16 protein-coding genes are annotated in these 13,334 nt (G+C 64.6%); 10 read left to right on the forward strand and 6 right to left on the reverse strand.

Annotated features, from left to right (window positions below):
* Positions 1 to 2: 2 nt before the first annotated feature.
* The 6 genes from rplS (at position 3) to HDC29_RS02095 (ending at position 4,420) form a co-directional block, all read left to right on the forward strand.
* Complete coding sequence (rplS, locus tag HDC29_RS02070) at positions 3 to 380, forward strand: 50S ribosomal protein L19 (protein WP_058816170.1); 378 nt, start codon at positions 3 to 5, stop codon at positions 378 to 380.
* A 98-nt stretch (positions 381 to 478) separates the two neighbouring features.
* Positions 479 to 1,090 carry a DUF1287 domain-containing protein gene (locus HDC29_RS02075; protein WP_179493894.1) on the forward strand — a complete coding sequence of 204 codons (612 nt, stop codon included), beginning with the start codon at positions 479 to 481 and terminating at the stop codon, positions 1,088 to 1,090.
* Positions 1,091 to 1,129: 39 nt separating this feature from the next.
* Positions 1,130 to 2,155 carry an aspartate-semialdehyde dehydrogenase gene (locus HDC29_RS02080; RefSeq protein WP_179493897.1) on the forward strand — a complete coding sequence of 342 codons (1,026 nt, stop codon included), beginning with the start codon at positions 1,130 to 1,132 and terminating at the stop codon, positions 2,153 to 2,155.
* Between the two features lie 104 nt (positions 2,156 to 2,259).
* Entirely contained in the window at positions 2,260 to 3,039 is a 780-nt protein-coding gene (locus HDC29_RS02085) for a dimethylarginine dimethylaminohydrolase family protein (protein WP_179493899.1), read from the forward strand.
* Between the two features lie 143 nt (positions 3,040 to 3,182).
* Complete coding sequence (locus HDC29_RS02090) at positions 3,183 to 3,806, forward strand: DUF2238 domain-containing protein (RefSeq protein WP_179493901.1); 624 nt, start codon at positions 3,183 to 3,185, stop codon at positions 3,804 to 3,806.
* Between the two features lie 2 nt (positions 3,807 to 3,808).
* Positions 3,809 to 4,420: a hypothetical protein gene (locus tag HDC29_RS02095; RefSeq protein ID WP_179493903.1), complete on the forward strand. Its 612-nt coding sequence runs from the start codon at positions 3,809 to 3,811 to the stop codon at positions 4,418 to 4,420.
* A 52-nt stretch (positions 4,421 to 4,472) separates the two neighbouring features.
* Here the strand turns inward: HDC29_RS02095 and HDC29_RS02100 are convergent, their stop codons facing one another.
* The 4 genes from HDC29_RS02100 to HDC29_RS02115 all read right to left on the reverse strand — a co-directional run bounded on the left by HDC29_RS02100 (position 4,473) and on the right by HDC29_RS02115 (position 8,447).
* Positions 4,473 to 5,141 carry a helix-turn-helix domain-containing protein gene (locus HDC29_RS02100; protein WP_179493905.1) on the reverse strand — a complete coding sequence of 223 codons (669 nt, stop codon included), beginning with the start codon at positions 5,139 to 5,141 and terminating at the stop codon, positions 4,473 to 4,475.
* A 163-nt stretch (positions 5,142 to 5,304) separates the two neighbouring features.
* Positions 5,305 to 6,894: a DHA2 family efflux MFS transporter permease subunit gene (locus HDC29_RS02105; RefSeq protein WP_179493907.1), complete on the reverse strand. Its 1,590-nt coding sequence runs from the start codon at positions 6,892 to 6,894 to the stop codon at positions 5,305 to 5,307.
* 6 nt (positions 6,895 to 6,900) lie between these two features.
* On the reverse strand, positions 6,901 to 8,001 hold the full coding sequence (locus HDC29_RS02110; protein ID WP_179493909.1) for an HlyD family secretion protein: 1,101 nt from the start codon (positions 7,999 to 8,001) through the stop codon (positions 6,901 to 6,903).
* Positions 8,001 to 8,447 carry a MarR family winged helix-turn-helix transcriptional regulator gene (locus tag HDC29_RS02115; RefSeq protein WP_179493911.1) on the reverse strand — a complete coding sequence of 149 codons (447 nt, stop codon included), beginning with the start codon at positions 8,445 to 8,447 and terminating at the stop codon, positions 8,001 to 8,003. Before HDC29_RS02115 ends, HDC29_RS02110 begins: the two co-directional genes overlap by 1 nt.
* A 126-nt stretch (positions 8,448 to 8,573) precedes the next feature.
* Here HDC29_RS02115 and HDC29_RS02120 point away from each other — a divergent pair, with 126 nt between their 5' ends.
* The 3 genes from HDC29_RS02120 (at position 8,574) to HDC29_RS02130 (ending at position 11,935) form a co-directional block, all read left to right on the forward strand.
* On the forward strand, positions 8,574 to 9,221 hold the full coding sequence (locus HDC29_RS02120; RefSeq protein ID WP_179493913.1) for a 2-hydroxychromene-2-carboxylate isomerase: 648 nt from the start codon (positions 8,574 to 8,576) through the stop codon (positions 9,219 to 9,221).
* 44 nt (positions 9,222 to 9,265) lie between these two features.
* Positions 9,266 to 10,018, forward strand: a complete 753-nt coding sequence (locus HDC29_RS02125) for an alpha/beta fold hydrolase (protein ID WP_179493915.1) — start codon at positions 9,266 to 9,268, stop codon at positions 10,016 to 10,018.
* 75 nt (positions 10,019 to 10,093) lie between these two features.
* On the forward strand, positions 10,094 to 11,935 hold the full coding sequence (locus HDC29_RS02130) for a M2 family metallopeptidase (RefSeq protein ID WP_179493917.1): 1,842 nt from the start codon (positions 10,094 to 10,096) through the stop codon (positions 11,933 to 11,935).
* Between the two features lie 55 nt (positions 11,936 to 11,990).
* Here HDC29_RS02130 and HDC29_RS02135 read toward each other — a convergent pair whose 3' ends face one another.
* Positions 11,991 to 12,317 (reverse strand): helix-turn-helix transcriptional regulator, encoded by a 327-nt coding sequence (locus HDC29_RS02135; protein ID WP_179493919.1) that lies wholly within the window; start codon positions 12,315 to 12,317, stop codon positions 11,991 to 11,993.
* Positions 12,318 to 12,365: 48 nt separating this feature from the next.
* Between HDC29_RS02135 and HDC29_RS02140 the strand changes: the two genes are divergently transcribed.
* Positions 12,366 to 12,848, forward strand: coding sequence for an SRPBCC family protein (locus HDC29_RS02140; protein ID WP_179493921.1), 483 nt, complete (start codon positions 12,366 to 12,368; stop codon positions 12,846 to 12,848).
* Here HDC29_RS02140 and HDC29_RS02145 read toward each other — a convergent pair whose 3' ends face one another.
* Positions 12,849 to 13,286, reverse strand: a complete 438-nt coding sequence (locus tag HDC29_RS02145; protein WP_218844282.1) for a helix-turn-helix domain-containing protein — start codon at positions 13,284 to 13,286, stop codon at positions 12,849 to 12,851. It abuts the gene before it with no gap.
* Positions 13,287 to 13,334: the final 48 nt, after the last annotated feature.

A 13,334-nucleotide genomic window follows, 5' to 3' on the forward strand; every position in this document is an offset into this window, starting at 1 on the left:
ACATGAACCTCATCCAGACGATCGAAGCCGAAGAAATTGCCAAAGCGGCAAAGACCATTCCGACCTTCCGTCCCGGCGACACGCTGAAAGTCGGCGTGAAGGTGGTCGAAGGCGAACGCACCCGCGTCCAGAATTTCGAAGGCGTGTGCATCGCACGCTCGAACAAGGGCATGGGCTCCAACTTCACCGTGCGCAAGATGTCGTTCGGCGAAGGTGTCGAGCGCGTGTTCCCGCTCTATTCGCCCAACATCGACAGCATTACCGTCATCCGCAAGGGCGCCGTGCGTCGTGCGAAGCTTTACTATCTTCGCGGCCGCACTGGTAAATCGGCACGTATTGCGGAGCGCCGCGATTACCGGTCGGAAGCCGGCGAAGGCTAAGGAGAGCTTCTCTCACCCAAAGCCGAAACAGCTTTCAAAAACGACCGGTTCCGCCAACAGGCAGAGCCGGTCGTTTTCTTTTGGGCAAAGCGAATTTGATGCAGAAGTCCGTCTTCCCGTTTCAGCCGACGCGGCGCGCCTTTCTGGGCGCGGTGCTTGCTTTCGGTGTGTCGGGCGAGGCAATGGCGCTCACCAACTCGCAGCGCCTTGTCCGCGCGGCGCGGCGCCAGGTCGGTGTGACGCTGCGTTATGACCCGGCCTACAGCGTCCTCCGTTTCCCGAACGGTGACGTCGAGCGCGCAAAAGGTGTGTGCACCGATGTCGTGATCCGTGCCTTCCGCGACGCGCTGGGCGTCGATCTGCAGGCCCTTGTAAATGCCGACATGCGTACCAATTTCGGGGCCTATCCGAAGAATTGGGGGCTGGGGCGCCCCGATCGCAATATCGACCATCGCCGTGTGCCCAATCTTGTGACCTATTGGCGGCGGCAGGGGGCTTCACTGCCCGTCACCGACGATCCCGCCGACTGGCGGCCGGGCGACATCTTTACCCAGAGGGTCGGCGGGCGGATGCCCCACACCGGCATCGTGTCCGACCGCAAGGACACCACCGGCGTGCCGCTCGTCCTTCACAATATCGGCGCGGGCACGCGCGAGGAGGATGCGCTGTTCGACCACCCGCTGACCGGCCATTTCCGCTGGAAGGTCTGATAAAGTTTCAACCGAATATTTGCACTGAGGAGTGAGTTAATGGGTTATCGTATCGTTGTCGCCGGAGCCACGGGCAATGTCGGGCGCGAAGTGCTCGCCATTCTCGCCGAGCGCGAATTCCCGATCGACGAACTGGCGGTCGTTGCCTCGTCGCGCAGCCAGGGACTCGACATCGAAATCGGTGACACCGGCCGCACCGCGAAATGCCAGAATATCGACAATTTCGACTGGGCCGGCTGGGACATGGCGATTTTCGCGATCGGCAGCGACGCGACCGCGATTCACGCGCCGAAAGCCGCCGCAGCGGGCTGCGTCGTGATCGACAACTCGTCGCTCTATCGCATGGACCCCGACGTGCCGCTGATCGTGCCCGAGGTGAACCCCGAGGCGATCGACGGCTATAAAAAGCGCAACATCATCGCAAACCCCAATTGCTCGACCGCGCAGATGGTCGTCGCGCTGAAGCCGCTCCACGATGCCGCCAAGATCAAGCGCGTCGTCGTCTCGACCTATCAGTCGGTGTCGGGCGCGGGCAAGGCGGGCATGGACGAGCTCTGGAACCAGACGCGCCAGATCTTCGTCGGCGACGAAAAGGACGTGCAGAAGTTCACCAAGCAGATCGCCTTCAACGTCATCCCGCACATCGACAAGTTCCTCGACGATGGTTCGACCAAGGAGGAATGGAAGATGGTCGTTGAGACGAAGAAGATCCTCGATCCCAAGATCAAGGTCACCGCGACCTGCGTCCGCGTGCCGGTGTTCGTCGGCCATTCGGAGGCGATCAACGTCGAGATGGAAAATGAGCTGTCGGCCGAGGATGCCCAGCGCATCCTGCGCGAGGCGCCGGGCGTCGTGCTCCACGACAAGCGCGAGGACGGCGGTTACATCACCCCCGTCGAATGCGTCGGCGATTTCGCGACCTTCGTGTCGCGCGTGCGCGAGGATCCGACGATCGATAACGGCCTCAACCTGTGGTGCGTTTCCGACAACCTCCGCAAGGGCGCGGCGCTGAACGCGGTGCAGATCGCCGAACTGCTCGGCCGCCGGCATCTGAAGAAGGGCTGACCCAGGGAATTCCGTTCGTGTCGAGCGCAGTCGAGACACCGATCGTCGGTGTACGCCCCTCACGGCATCTCGACTTCGCTCGATGCGAACGGATAAGGGAAGGCATGGCTAACCCATTCAACTTCACCCACGCGCTCTGCCGCAGCCCCGCCCCGTCAGCGGTCCACGGCATTCGTGCCGACGGCGGACCCGATCCCGACTTCACCGGCCTCCTCGCCGAGCATGAGGCCTATGTCGCCACCCTCCGCGAGTTCGGCCTCGCGGTCGAAGTCCTCCCGCCGCTCGCCGACTTCCCCGACGCGCTGTTCACCGAAGACGTCGCGCTGACCTTTCCCGAAGGCGCGATCCTGCTCCGCCCCGGCGCCCCGAGCCGCGCCGGCGAGGTCGAACATATCCGCGAACCGCTCGCGGCACGGCACAGCCGCCTCCTCGAAATGACTGGCCCCGGCTACGCCGACGGCGGCGACATTTTGCGTCTCGCCGACCGCGTGATCATCGGCCTCTCCGCGCGCACCGACCGCCCCGGCGCCGAGGAACTCGCCGCCCTGCTTGGCCAGCTTGGCTACCCGGCGCAGATCGCCGAAACGCCGCCCGGCGTGCTCCACTTCAAGACCGGCTGCGGCTTGATCGATCAAGGCACGATCCTCGCCGTCCCCGCACTCGCGGACTGCCCGGAGTTCGCCGGGCTGGAGGCCGTGACGACCCCGCCCGGCGAAGAGCCCGCGGCGAACATCCTGCGCATCGGCGATACCGTCCTCATCGGCGACCGCTGGCCCGCGACGCACGCCTTGCTCGCTGCGCGCGGTATCGCGATCCGCACGCTCCCGACCGAGCAGATCGCGCATATCGACGCAGGGCTCAGCTGCATGTCGCTGCGCTGGTAAAGGCTTCGAAAATCGCTGTCCTACAATGTCTTGCTGCATTAGGTCGTCGGTATGATGCCAGCCCCGGCCTTCTGCCCGATACATGCATTCGCGAGTGAAGTTAGGCAGTTTTCCGCCACTTCCGCTTCGACGGATTTCGGTCGATGACGGGGAGCTCGCGGCATTCCAAAACGCAAAAACGCCTTCTCGGCCTGCTCCTCGCGCTGCTCCTCCTCGCGCAGATCGACCAGCCCAATCCCGAGATCGCGCTCCTCCAGCATATCCCGACGATGCTGCTGATCGTCGCCTCGCCCTGGCTGCTGCGCCGCTGGCCGCTGTCGACCGCTTCGGTCGCGTGCATTGTGGCGTTCATGGCGCTCCACACGCTTGGCGGCCGCTATGCCTACAGCAATGTGCCCTATGACGATTGGGCCCGGGCGGTGACGGGCACCGGCCTCTCCGACGCCTTCGGCTGGACGCGCAACCATTATGACCGTCTCGTTCATTTCGCCTTCGGCGCGCTTTCGGCGATCCCGGTTGCCGAAAGCGCGCGGCGCTGGGGCGGTCTCGGCCCGCGCGGTGCGACGCTCACCGTGCTCGGATGGGTGCTCGCCGCCTCGGCGCTTTACGAAGTCTTCGAATGGCTGCTCACCATCGTCGCGGCGGGCGAGACCGCCGACCGCTATAATGGCCAGCAGGGCGACATTTGGGACGCGCAAAAGGATATGGCGCTTGCGGCGCTGGGTGCGATATTGGTGCTCGCGATCCCGCACCGCGACAGGAGATAGACATGCGCAAGTTCATAATTCTAGCGATGATCGGCGTGCTCGCCGCGTGCAAACCCGCCGCTGACAAGGCGCCGGCCGAGGCCGACGCCGTGCCGGTGGCGCCGCGGGTGCCCGAGGCAAAGGCCGATGGCCCGAACGCGGCAACCACCGCCGTCAGCCTCGACGGCGAGGGATTGCGCTTCGTCGACCAGACCAGCGGCAAGACCAGCCTGCTCGCCTTCGGCGTCCCGCGCGCGCAGGCGGAGGCCGCACTCGCCAATGTCGCGGGCAAGGAAGACGACCGCAGCACCAACGCCGAATGCGGCGCGGGGACGATGGAATTCACCCGCTACGACGCGATGACGCTCAATTTCCAGGACGGCAAATTCGCCGGCTGGTTTCTGGGCAACGAACCGGGCGCCGCGACCTATTCGACGATGAGCGGGATCGGCATCGGCACGACCCGTGCCAAGGCATCCGAATCGGTGACGATCGTCGATCTCGAGGACAGCACCCTGGGCGAGGAATTCAGCATCGGCACCGGCGACAATGTCATCGGCGGCATGTTCGCCGCCCCCGGAGATGCGGCGAAGATCGACGCGCTGTTCGCGGGCACCAACTGTTTCTTCCGCTGACGGCAGGACGGATCGCTGCCGAACTATTCGGTATGTTGCCGGACATCCGCCGTTAAAATTCGACAATGATCCGGATTCTGTCGGCGCTTATGCCGATGGCGCGTGCGATCTGTTCGCGGCCGCGGTCGATCAGGTCCTGCATCCCCTCGGGCGTGGCCTCGCCTAGCAGGTCGGAGGTCTCGACGCCGAGTATCTTCGCAAGCGCCGCCATCCGGTTAGGCTTCGGGCGGGCCCGGCCCTTTTCCCAGCCCAGAACCGAAGCCGCGCCGACGCGCATGCGTTTGGCAACCTCGGCCCGCTCAAGCTTCGCTTCGATGCGAAGTCGCTGCAGGCGATCGCCAAAAGATTCGCCGTTCGTCGATTCGGTGTTTTCTTTTTGAACGGCGGGCGCCGTGTCGGTGACGCTCTTCAGTTCCACGGCACTCAGCGTTGCACGCGATACAGGGCCTTCGAATCGGCAGCCGAAATGCCGTCCGCTGGCCCAGATGACGATGGCCGTTATGTCGCCAGCATGCGGAAGCTCGATTTCGATTCTGTCGCCGGTCGCGAGCTTGATGTCGCTTTCGAACAGCAAGCCCGATCCCGATATATTATGGATTCGGACATCGATTCCCGTGCCGTCATGCCGCGCGCCCTTGGCGAGGAGGCTAAGTTTTCGGCGTCCGTCTTGCCGCCTGTCAGCGCCGGGTACCAAGGGAAGAAAATATCCGGAAATGGCCATAAGGATTTGTTGGGGCGAGCTTGTTAAAAGATCGTTAGCGAGGACTAGGAAAGATGGGCGCGGGCCCCGAATGCCGCATCAGCGCGGCAGGGGGCTGTCGCGGCGGCCGGTTTTCAGTCGGGACGGTCGTAAGCGACACCGCCGATGCCCGCCGTAGTCACGGCTAATGGCCCATATCCGCCGCCGACGCCTTCGGCCCGCCCGGCTTCGGCGGGCGGAGCAGCAGCACCAGTGGCACCGACGCCAGCGTGACCCACATCATCAACCAGAAATCGTCGATATAGGCGACCATCGCCGCCTGCCGGTTGATCTCGGCGTTGACCATCGCCATCGCCGTATCGCCCGCGATGCCGAAGCGGTCGGCGGTCGAGGGGTCGAGCAGGCCGACCGAGCTGTTGGTGACATGTGCCGCCAGATCCTCATGACTAGTCTGGATATTGGCGCCGAGCAGAGTGGTGACCACCGAAATGCCGACCGAGGCGCCGATGCTGCGCAAGAGATTGAGCAGGCTCGACCCGTCGGTGCGGTGCTGCGGCGCGATCGTCGCGAACGCCATGGTATTCAGCGGAATGAAGATCAGGCCCATGCCGAGTCCCTGCACCAGCCCGCTGACGATCACCGGCTGCATCCCCATTGCGAGCGACCAGTGGCTCATCTGCCAAAGCGAGTAAGCGGCGATCAGCAGGCCCGTCCCGACCAGCCAGCGCGCGTCGATCCTGCCCAGCAATTGCCCCGCAACCCACATGCTCATCAAGATGCCGACCCCGCGCAGCGCGAGGACGATCCCGGTGTCGATCACCGGCCAGCCGAACAGATTCTGCAGCATCGGCGGTAGGAGCGCCATCGACGCGAACATCACGACGCCGATCACGACCATGAAGCCCATCGCGGTGACGAGGTTGCGGTCGGCGAGCATCGTGCGGTTGAACAGGGGCGCGCGCGCGGTGACCATATGGATCAGGAACATCCACATACAGGCGATCGCGACCCCCAGTTCGATCCAGATTTCGAGGCTGTCGAACCAGTCGAGATGCGCGCCGCGATCGAGCATCAACTGGAGCGATGCGAGCCCGAGCGCGAGCATCGAGAAGCCGAACAGGTCGAAGCGGCGATTGTTTCGCCTGGTGGAGGGGAGCAGCGCCCACATCATCGCAAGCGTGACGAGACCGACCGGCAGGTTGACATAGAAGACCCAGCGCCAGTTGACGCTCTCGGTCAGCCAGCCGCCGAGCACGGGGCCCAGGATCGGCCCGATCATGATTCCCATGCCCCAGATCGACATCGCGCGCGCGTGGCGCTCGGGCGGGTTGATGTCGAGCATCACCGACTGCGACAGCGGCCCGATGAAGGCCGCGAAAATCCCCTGCATAAAGCGGAAGGCGACCATCTGTTCGAGCGTTTGCGCCGCGCCGCACGCCATCGACGCGACGATGAAGCCCGCGACCGCGCCGAGGAACAGTTCGCGCCGCCCGATACGGTCGGCGAGCCAGCCGGTGATCGGCATCGCGATCGCCGACGCGAGGATATAGCTGGTCAGCACCCAGGTCACCGTCTCGCTGGTCGCGCCGAGCGCCGACTGCATATGCGGGATCGCGACGTTGGCGATCGTCGTGTCGAGGATCTGCATGATCGAGGCGCCCATCACCGCGACGGTCAGCAGCCCGCGATAGCGCACGCGTTCGTGCAGCGGGATAGACTCGTCGTCAGGGAGTGCCGCGGCGGCCGGCCGGCGGGGGAGGGCGTTGCTCGCCACGGGGCCTTACTTCGTAAACACCCGGACGTCGGCCGACAGGCCGGCGATCATGTCGCGCGCGGGCTTTTCGTCGAAAGCGATCCGCACCGGCACGCGCTGCGTCACCTTGACCCAGTTCCCCGTGGCATTCTGTGCGGGGAGCACCGAAAATTCGCTGCCGGTGCCTGCGCCGATCGTCAGCACATGGCCGCGCACCTTTAGCCCCGGATAGGCGTCGAAGCTGATCTCGGCGCGCTGACCGACGCGCATGTCGGCGAGGTCGGTTTCCTTGAAATTGGCCTCGACCCACGGATGCGCGGTGTCGACGAGCGTCACTGCGGGAAGCCCGGCGACCATCATCTGTCCGACCTGCAACCGGTCCGACTGCGCGATCCGGCCGGCGCTCGGGGCGCGGACGGTGGTGCGGCTAAGGTTGACCTCGGCCTGCGAGCGCTGGACGCGCGCCGCTTCGACCTGCGGGTTGATCCCGCTGGAGGGGCCGCCGGCGAGCTTGGTGCGCGCTTCGGCGGCGGCGGCTTCGGCCTGGCGGACGCTTTCGCGGGCTTGGCTCAGCGCGTGGCGCGCCGCGTCATAAGCTGCCTTGGTCGTGAAGCCCTTTTCCATCAATGCCGCCTGACGCTGGAAGGTGACTTCGGCGAATTTGACGTCTTCGCGCGCCGCGGCGATGTCGATGCTCGACGTGTTCGCGCTCGCCGACAGATTGCCAACCTCGACCTTGGCGGCGTCGATCGCCGCGGTCGCCTGCGCGACGCTGAGCGCATAGGGTTCGCCGTCGATGCGGAACAGCAGCTGGCCCTTCGCGACCTGCTGGCCGTCGCGCACCGCGACCTCGGTGATCCGCCCGCCGACTTCGGCGGCGACCGACACCTTGTCCATCTGGACATAGGCATTGTCGGTCGACACCGATCCGCCGCTCGTCAGCCACCAGACGGCCCCGCCTGCGACCAGCAATGCGGGCAGGCCGAACATCAACAGGCGCGTGCGCCAGCTCGCCTTGGGGGCGGCTTCCGACGCGGGCGCCGGCGCGGGCAGGGGATCGGCCTTGGGTGCGGCCTTGGGCGACGCGGCATTTTCGGCTTTGGGCCGGGATGGCGAGAGCTGATCCATCAAATTGTCTCTTTTTCTTTTTGGCAGATGCGGCGGGAGAGATTGGCGCGAACGCGTTCGACAAGGTCGGCAAGCTGAACGGTCTCGGCAGCGGAGAGCCCCTCGACTGCTTCGGCGGTCAGCGCATCGGCGGTGGCGCGAACGCCGTTCAGCAATTCGGCGGCGCGCGGCGTAAGGTAGAGCTGCCACGCGCGGCGGTCGGCGGGATCGGCGCGGCGTTCGACCAGCTCGGCCTCGACCAGTCGATCGATCATCCGCGACAGGGTGATCGGCTCGACCTCGATCAGTTCGGCAAGCGGACCCTGGTGGATACCCTCGTGGCGTTTGAGGTAAGTGATCAGCCGCCATTGCAGCGCCGTGATCCCGCTTTCCTTGGTGCGCGCGTTGAACGCGCGCCGGAACAGGCGCGCGGTGTCATTCAGCAGGAATCCGATCGTTTCACTCATGTCATAAGATATAATAGCAATTGCTATTATATTCAACAGCGGTGCGGGATTGCCAACAGTCTCGAATATGGTGTAAATTTTCTTTACACTGCTTGCGTGGGGCATGTTTTTGGGCAGGATGTGGGGATGACTTTTACCGCCGACCTTTTCTGGTCCTTTCGCTCGCCGTACAGCTATCTGGCGATCGGTCGCTATCGCGCGCTCGCCGCGAGCCATGACGTGACGATCAACCTGCGTCCCGTCTATCCGCTCGCGGTGCGCCAACCCGATTTCTTCGAGCGCAACCATCCCAACTGGCTGAGCTATACGATGCGCGACATGATCCGCGTTGCGCAGTTCCACGGCATCCCCTTTGGCCCGCCGCGCCCCGACCCGATCGTCCAGAACATCATGACGCGCGAGATCGCGGCCGAGCAGCCCTATATCTATCGCCTGACGCGCATGGGGCAGGCGGCGGCGCGGCGCGGCAAGGGCGTCGCATTCGCGCATGAGGTCGGGCAGCTGATCTGGGGCGGCGCGCAGGACTGGCATCTGGGCGAGCATCTGGCGGGAGCGGCGAAACGCGCCGGACTCGACCTCGCCGAACTCGACGCCGAGGCCGCGAGCGAAGCCGAGGCGCTCGACACCGAAATCGCCGCCAACCAGGTCGCGCTCGAAATCGCGGGTCATTGGGGCGTGCCGACGCTGGTCGTCGATGGCGAACCCTTTTTCGGGCAGGACCGGATCGAAATGGCGAAGTGGCGGATGGAGCAAAAGGGGTTGCGTCCCCGCTGATCGGTGCTTGCCGAACCGGGCGCGAAGCGGGCATAGCGCGGCGCATGACGAGCGAACCCCGATTTTTCGAAGCGCGCGACGGCGTGCGGCTGGCGTGGCGCGAGACCGGCGACGGCGCACCCATCATCCTGCTCCACGGGCTCTTCTCGAACGCCGAGGTCAACTGGATCAAGTTCGGCACCGCGGCGCGCGTCGCCGCCGAAGGCTATCGCGTGATCATGCCCGACCTGCGCGTCCATGGGTCGAGCGATGCGCCGCACGAGGAGGAATTTTATCCACCCGACGTGCTGGTGCATGATCTGGAAGATCTGGTCGCGCATCTTGGCCTTGGCGATTTCGACCTTGGCGGCTTCTCGCTCGGGGCACGGACGAGCGCGCGCGCGGTCGTTGCGGGGATGAGGCCGCGCGGGCTGATCCTCGGCGGGATGGGGCTCGCGGGGCTGGCGGGCTGGCAGCGGCGCGGTCGCTTCTTCAAGCGCGTGATCGCCGAATATGAAAGCGCGAAGCGCGGCGACGATACCTGGCTGTCGATCCAGTTCATGAAAACGATGAAGGTCGATCGCATCGCGGCGGGGCACCTGCTCGACAGTTTCACCGACACGACCCCCGACATGCTCGCGGCGCTGACGATGCCGACGCTTGTCGTCAGCGGCGAGCAGGACCGGGACAATGGTTCGGCCGAAGAACTGGTCGCGGTGCTGCCCGACGCGCGGCTCGCGACAATTCCGGGGACGCATATGTCGAGCGTGACCGAGCCCGCGCTGGGCGAGGCGATCGCGGCTTTCCTGACGGCTTGACCCTGCGCCCGACGCGCGCCAAGCTGCCCGCATCGCGCCAGAGAGCGCTGTCAGAACAATCCAGAGGACGCACCCATGAAAGCCATGATTTCGACGCTGTCGCTTGCCCTGTCGCTCGCGGTGGCGACCCCCGCCTTTGCGCAAACCGCCCCGGCCGCCGCCCCCACTGCCGCCCCCCCCACTGCCGCCGACGCCGATGCGTTCATCGCCGGGGTCGAGAAGGACCTGTTCGACTATACGGTCGAGGCAAGCCAGGTGAACTGGGTCAATTCGACCTATATTACCGAGGATACCGACGCGATGGCCGCGCGGATCAACGCGGTCGGCACCGAAAAGTCGGTCAAATATGCGCTCGAAGCCGCGAAATATAAGGACGTCGCGGGGCTCAGCGCCGACACCAAGCGCAAGCTCGACATTTTGCGCACCGGCATCGTGTTGCCCGCACCGACGACGCCGGGCGCCGCGACCGAGCTCAACACGATCGCGACCGACCTGCAGTCGCAATACGGCAAAGGCCGGGGCACGCTGAACGGCAAGGAAATCTCGGGATCGGACATCGAGGCCGAGATGGGCAACCTTCAGAATACGCCCGCGCAGTTCGCCGAAATGTGGACGAGCTGGCACGACAAGGTCGGCGCGCCGATGAAGGACGACTATGCCAAGATGGTCGGCATCGCGAACGAAGGCGCGAAGGAGCTGGGCTTCGCCGACACCGGCGCGATGTGGCGCTCGGGTTACGACATGCCGCCCGAGGAATTCGCCAAGCTGACCGAAAAGATCTGGCAGGACATGAAGCCGCTCTATGTGGCGCTCCACACCTATGTCCGCTGGAAACTCAACGAAAAATATGGCGATGCGGTGCAGCCCAAGACCGGCCCGATCCGCGCCGACCTGCTCGGCAATATGTGGGCGCAGGAATGGGGCAATATCTACCCGCTCGTCGCGCCCGCAGGGACCGGCGACCTCGGCTATGACATCGGCGACCTGCTCACCGCGCAGGGCAAGGCCCCGCTCGACATGGTCAAGGCGGGCGAGAATTTCTATTCGTCGCTGGGCATGGCGCCGCTGCCCGACACCTTCTGGAAGCGCAGCCAGTTCCTGAAACCCGCCGACCGCGAAGTCGTCTGCCACGCCTCGGCATGGGATATCGATAACAAGGACGATATCCGCATCAAGATGTGCATCAAGGTGAACGCCGACGATTTCATCACGATCCACCACGAGCTCGGCCACAATTATTACCAGCGCGCCTATAACAAGCAACCGTTCCTCTATCTCAACGGCGCGAACGACGGCTTCCACGAGGCGATCGGCGATTTCGTCGCGCTGTCGATCACCCCGCAATATCTCGTCGACATCGGCCTGCTCGACAAGGCGAAGGTGCCGAGCGCCGACAAGGACATCGGGCTGCTCTTGCGGCAGGCGATGGACAAGGTCGCCTTCCTGCCCTTCGGCCTGCTCATCGATCGCTGGCGCTGGGGCGTCTTCGACGGTTCGATCCAGCCCGTCGATTACAACAAAAAATGGACCGAAATGCGGACCCAATATCAGGGCATCGTCCCGCCGGGCGAGCGACCCGCGAACGCGTTCGACGCGGGCGCGAAGTTCCACATCCCCGGCAACACGCCCTACACGCGCTATTTCCTCGCGCGCGTTCTGCAGTTCCAATTCTATCAGGCGGCGTGCAAGCAGGCCGGGTGGAAGGGGCCGCTCCACCGCTGTTCCTTCTATGGCAACAAGGAGGTCGGCGCGAAGCTCAATGCGATGCTCGAAATGGGCGCGTCGAAGCCTTGGCCCGACGCGCTGCAGGCCTTCACCGGCAGCCGCGAGATGTCGGGCAAGGCAATGGCCGATTATTTCGCGCCGCTGAAGACGTGGCTCGACGCGCAGAACAAGGGCAAGCCGCAGGGCTGGTAAGCCGGGCGTAGCAGCAGAAAGCAGAAAGACCGGGGTGGCGACGCCCCGGTCTTTTTCATTGTGCCTCGACCGACTGTTTGAAGCGCGCGAGTCGCGCCGTCGCCGCCGCGGCGTGCGGGCCGATCCAGCGGTCGTGGATGTCCTGGATCGGCATCGCGTTGAGATGGTTCCAGCGCTCGCGGCCGCGGCGTTCGGCGATGACGAGGCCGGCCTCCTCCAGCACTTTCAGATGCTGCATCACCGTGCAGCGGTCGATGTCGGCGAAATGGCGGCACAGCGCACCCGTGGTCAGCGGCTGGTCCTTCAGATCGTCGAGAATCTGACGCCGGACGGGCGAGGCGAGCGCCTTGAAGGTTGTGTCGAACTGGTCGTGAATTGACATGTTATAGAAATATAACATAATGAAAGGCGACTCAAGTGGAGAGTGGATATGGAACTGAAATTCAGGGTCGCGGCGCGGATCGCGAAGCCGGTGCATGAGGTTTTCGAGGCGGTCGCCGACCCCGCGAAACTGTCGAATTACTTCACGACGGGTGGCGCCAAGGGGCGGCTCGAGACTGGCGCAACGGTCGAGTGGGATTTCCACGATTTCCCAGGCGCCTTCCCCGTCTATGTGATCGAGGTCGTCGCGGACGAGAAGATCGTGCTCGAATGGCAGGCAAGCGAGGGTGAGGCACATAATGTCGAGGGCAGCGAGCCGAAGGATGCCGACTATCGCACGCGCGTGACGATGACTTTCAAGGGATTGGACGACGGTCGCACGCTGATCGAGATCGCCGAGGAAGGCTGGCGCGAGAATCAGGGCGCGCTCAGTGCCTCCTACGGCAATTGCCAGGGCTGGTCGCAGATGCTCTGCGCGCTGAAGGCGTGGACCGAGTATGGGATCAACCTGCGCGAGGGCATGTACAAGTAGCTACTCCGGCAGTTCGAAACGCAGCGGGCGCGAACCGATCGGGGCGCCGGTGTTGGCATCGACCACCACCGGCCGAACCACCTTGCCCGTCGCGGCGTCGAGGTGGCGGCTGAGCGCGCCCGCGCCATTATATTTGCGCCCCCATGCGCCGATCGCCAGCAGGATCGGCAGGAAATCGCGCCCCGCGTCGGTGAGCAGATATTCGTCGCGCGGCGGGCGCTGGCTGTAGCGGCTTTTCTCGATCAGGCCCGCATCGGTGAGCGCGGCTAGGCGCCGCGACAATATATTCGGCGCGATGCTCAGGCTGGTGCGGAGCTGCTCGTAACGCGTCAGTCCGCGCTCGATATCGCGCAAAATCAGCATGCTCCAGCGGTCGCCGACGCGCATCAGCCCGCGGTCGATGGGGCAGGTGCCCAAAATTTCTTTTTCGTCGGTCATTGAAGTCATATGAGGTAGTAACTATCATTTTGCAAGTGACCCGTTCCC

The organism is Sphingopyxis sp. JAI108 (assembly GCF_013410105.1).
Taxonomy (GTDB): Bacteria; Pseudomonadota; Alphaproteobacteria; order Sphingomonadales; family Sphingomonadaceae; genus Sphingopyxis; species Sphingopyxis chilensis.

Bases quoted from the DNA above. Each gene is read 5' to 3' on its own strand.
- HDC29_RS02110 (WP_179493909.1), bottom strand. From the start codon at position 8,001: ATGGATCAGCTCTCGCCATCCCGGCCCAAAGCCGAAAATGCCGCGTCG.
- rplS (WP_058816170.1), top strand. From the start codon at position 3: ATGAACCTCATCCAGACGATCGAAGCCGAAGAAATTGCCAAAGCGGCA.
- HDC29_RS02080 (WP_179493897.1), top strand. From the start codon at position 1,130: ATGGGTTATCGTATCGTTGTCGCCGGAGCCACGGGCAATGTCGGGCGC.
- HDC29_RS02130 (WP_179493917.1), top strand. From the start codon at position 10,094: ATGAAAGCCATGATTTCGACGCTGTCGCTTGCCCTGTCGCTCGCGGTG.
- HDC29_RS02095 (WP_179493903.1), top strand. From the start codon at position 3,809: ATGCGCAAGTTCATAATTCTAGCGATGATCGGCGTGCTCGCCGCGTGC.
- HDC29_RS02135 (WP_179493919.1), bottom strand. From the start codon at position 12,317: ATGTCAATTCACGACCAGTTCGACACAACCTTCAAGGCGCTCGCCTCG.
- HDC29_RS02120 (WP_179493913.1), top strand. From the start codon at position 8,574: ATGACTTTTACCGCCGACCTTTTCTGGTCCTTTCGCTCGCCGTACAGC.
- HDC29_RS02100 (WP_179493905.1), bottom strand. From the start codon at position 5,141: ATGGCCATTTCCGGATATTTTCTTCCCTTGGTACCCGGCGCTGACAGG.
- HDC29_RS02090 (WP_179493901.1), top strand. From the start codon at position 3,183: ATGACGGGGAGCTCGCGGCATTCCAAAACGCAAAAACGCCTTCTCGGC.
- HDC29_RS02115 (WP_179493911.1), bottom strand. From the start codon at position 8,447: ATGAGTGAAACGATCGGATTCCTGCTGAATGACACCGCGCGCCTGTTC.
- HDC29_RS02085 (WP_179493899.1), top strand. From the start codon at position 2,260: ATGGCTAACCCATTCAACTTCACCCACGCGCTCTGCCGCAGCCCCGCC.
- HDC29_RS02125 (WP_179493915.1), top strand. From the start codon at position 9,266: ATGACGAGCGAACCCCGATTTTTCGAAGCGCGCGACGGCGTGCGGCTG.
- HDC29_RS02145 (WP_218844282.1), bottom strand. From the start codon at position 13,286: ATGACCGACGAAAAAGAAATTTTGGGCACCTGCCCCATCGACCGCGGG.
- HDC29_RS02075 (WP_179493894.1), top strand. From the start codon at position 479: ATGCAGAAGTCCGTCTTCCCGTTTCAGCCGACGCGGCGCGCCTTTCTG.
- HDC29_RS02140 (WP_179493921.1), top strand. From the start codon at position 12,366: ATGGAACTGAAATTCAGGGTCGCGGCGCGGATCGCGAAGCCGGTGCAT.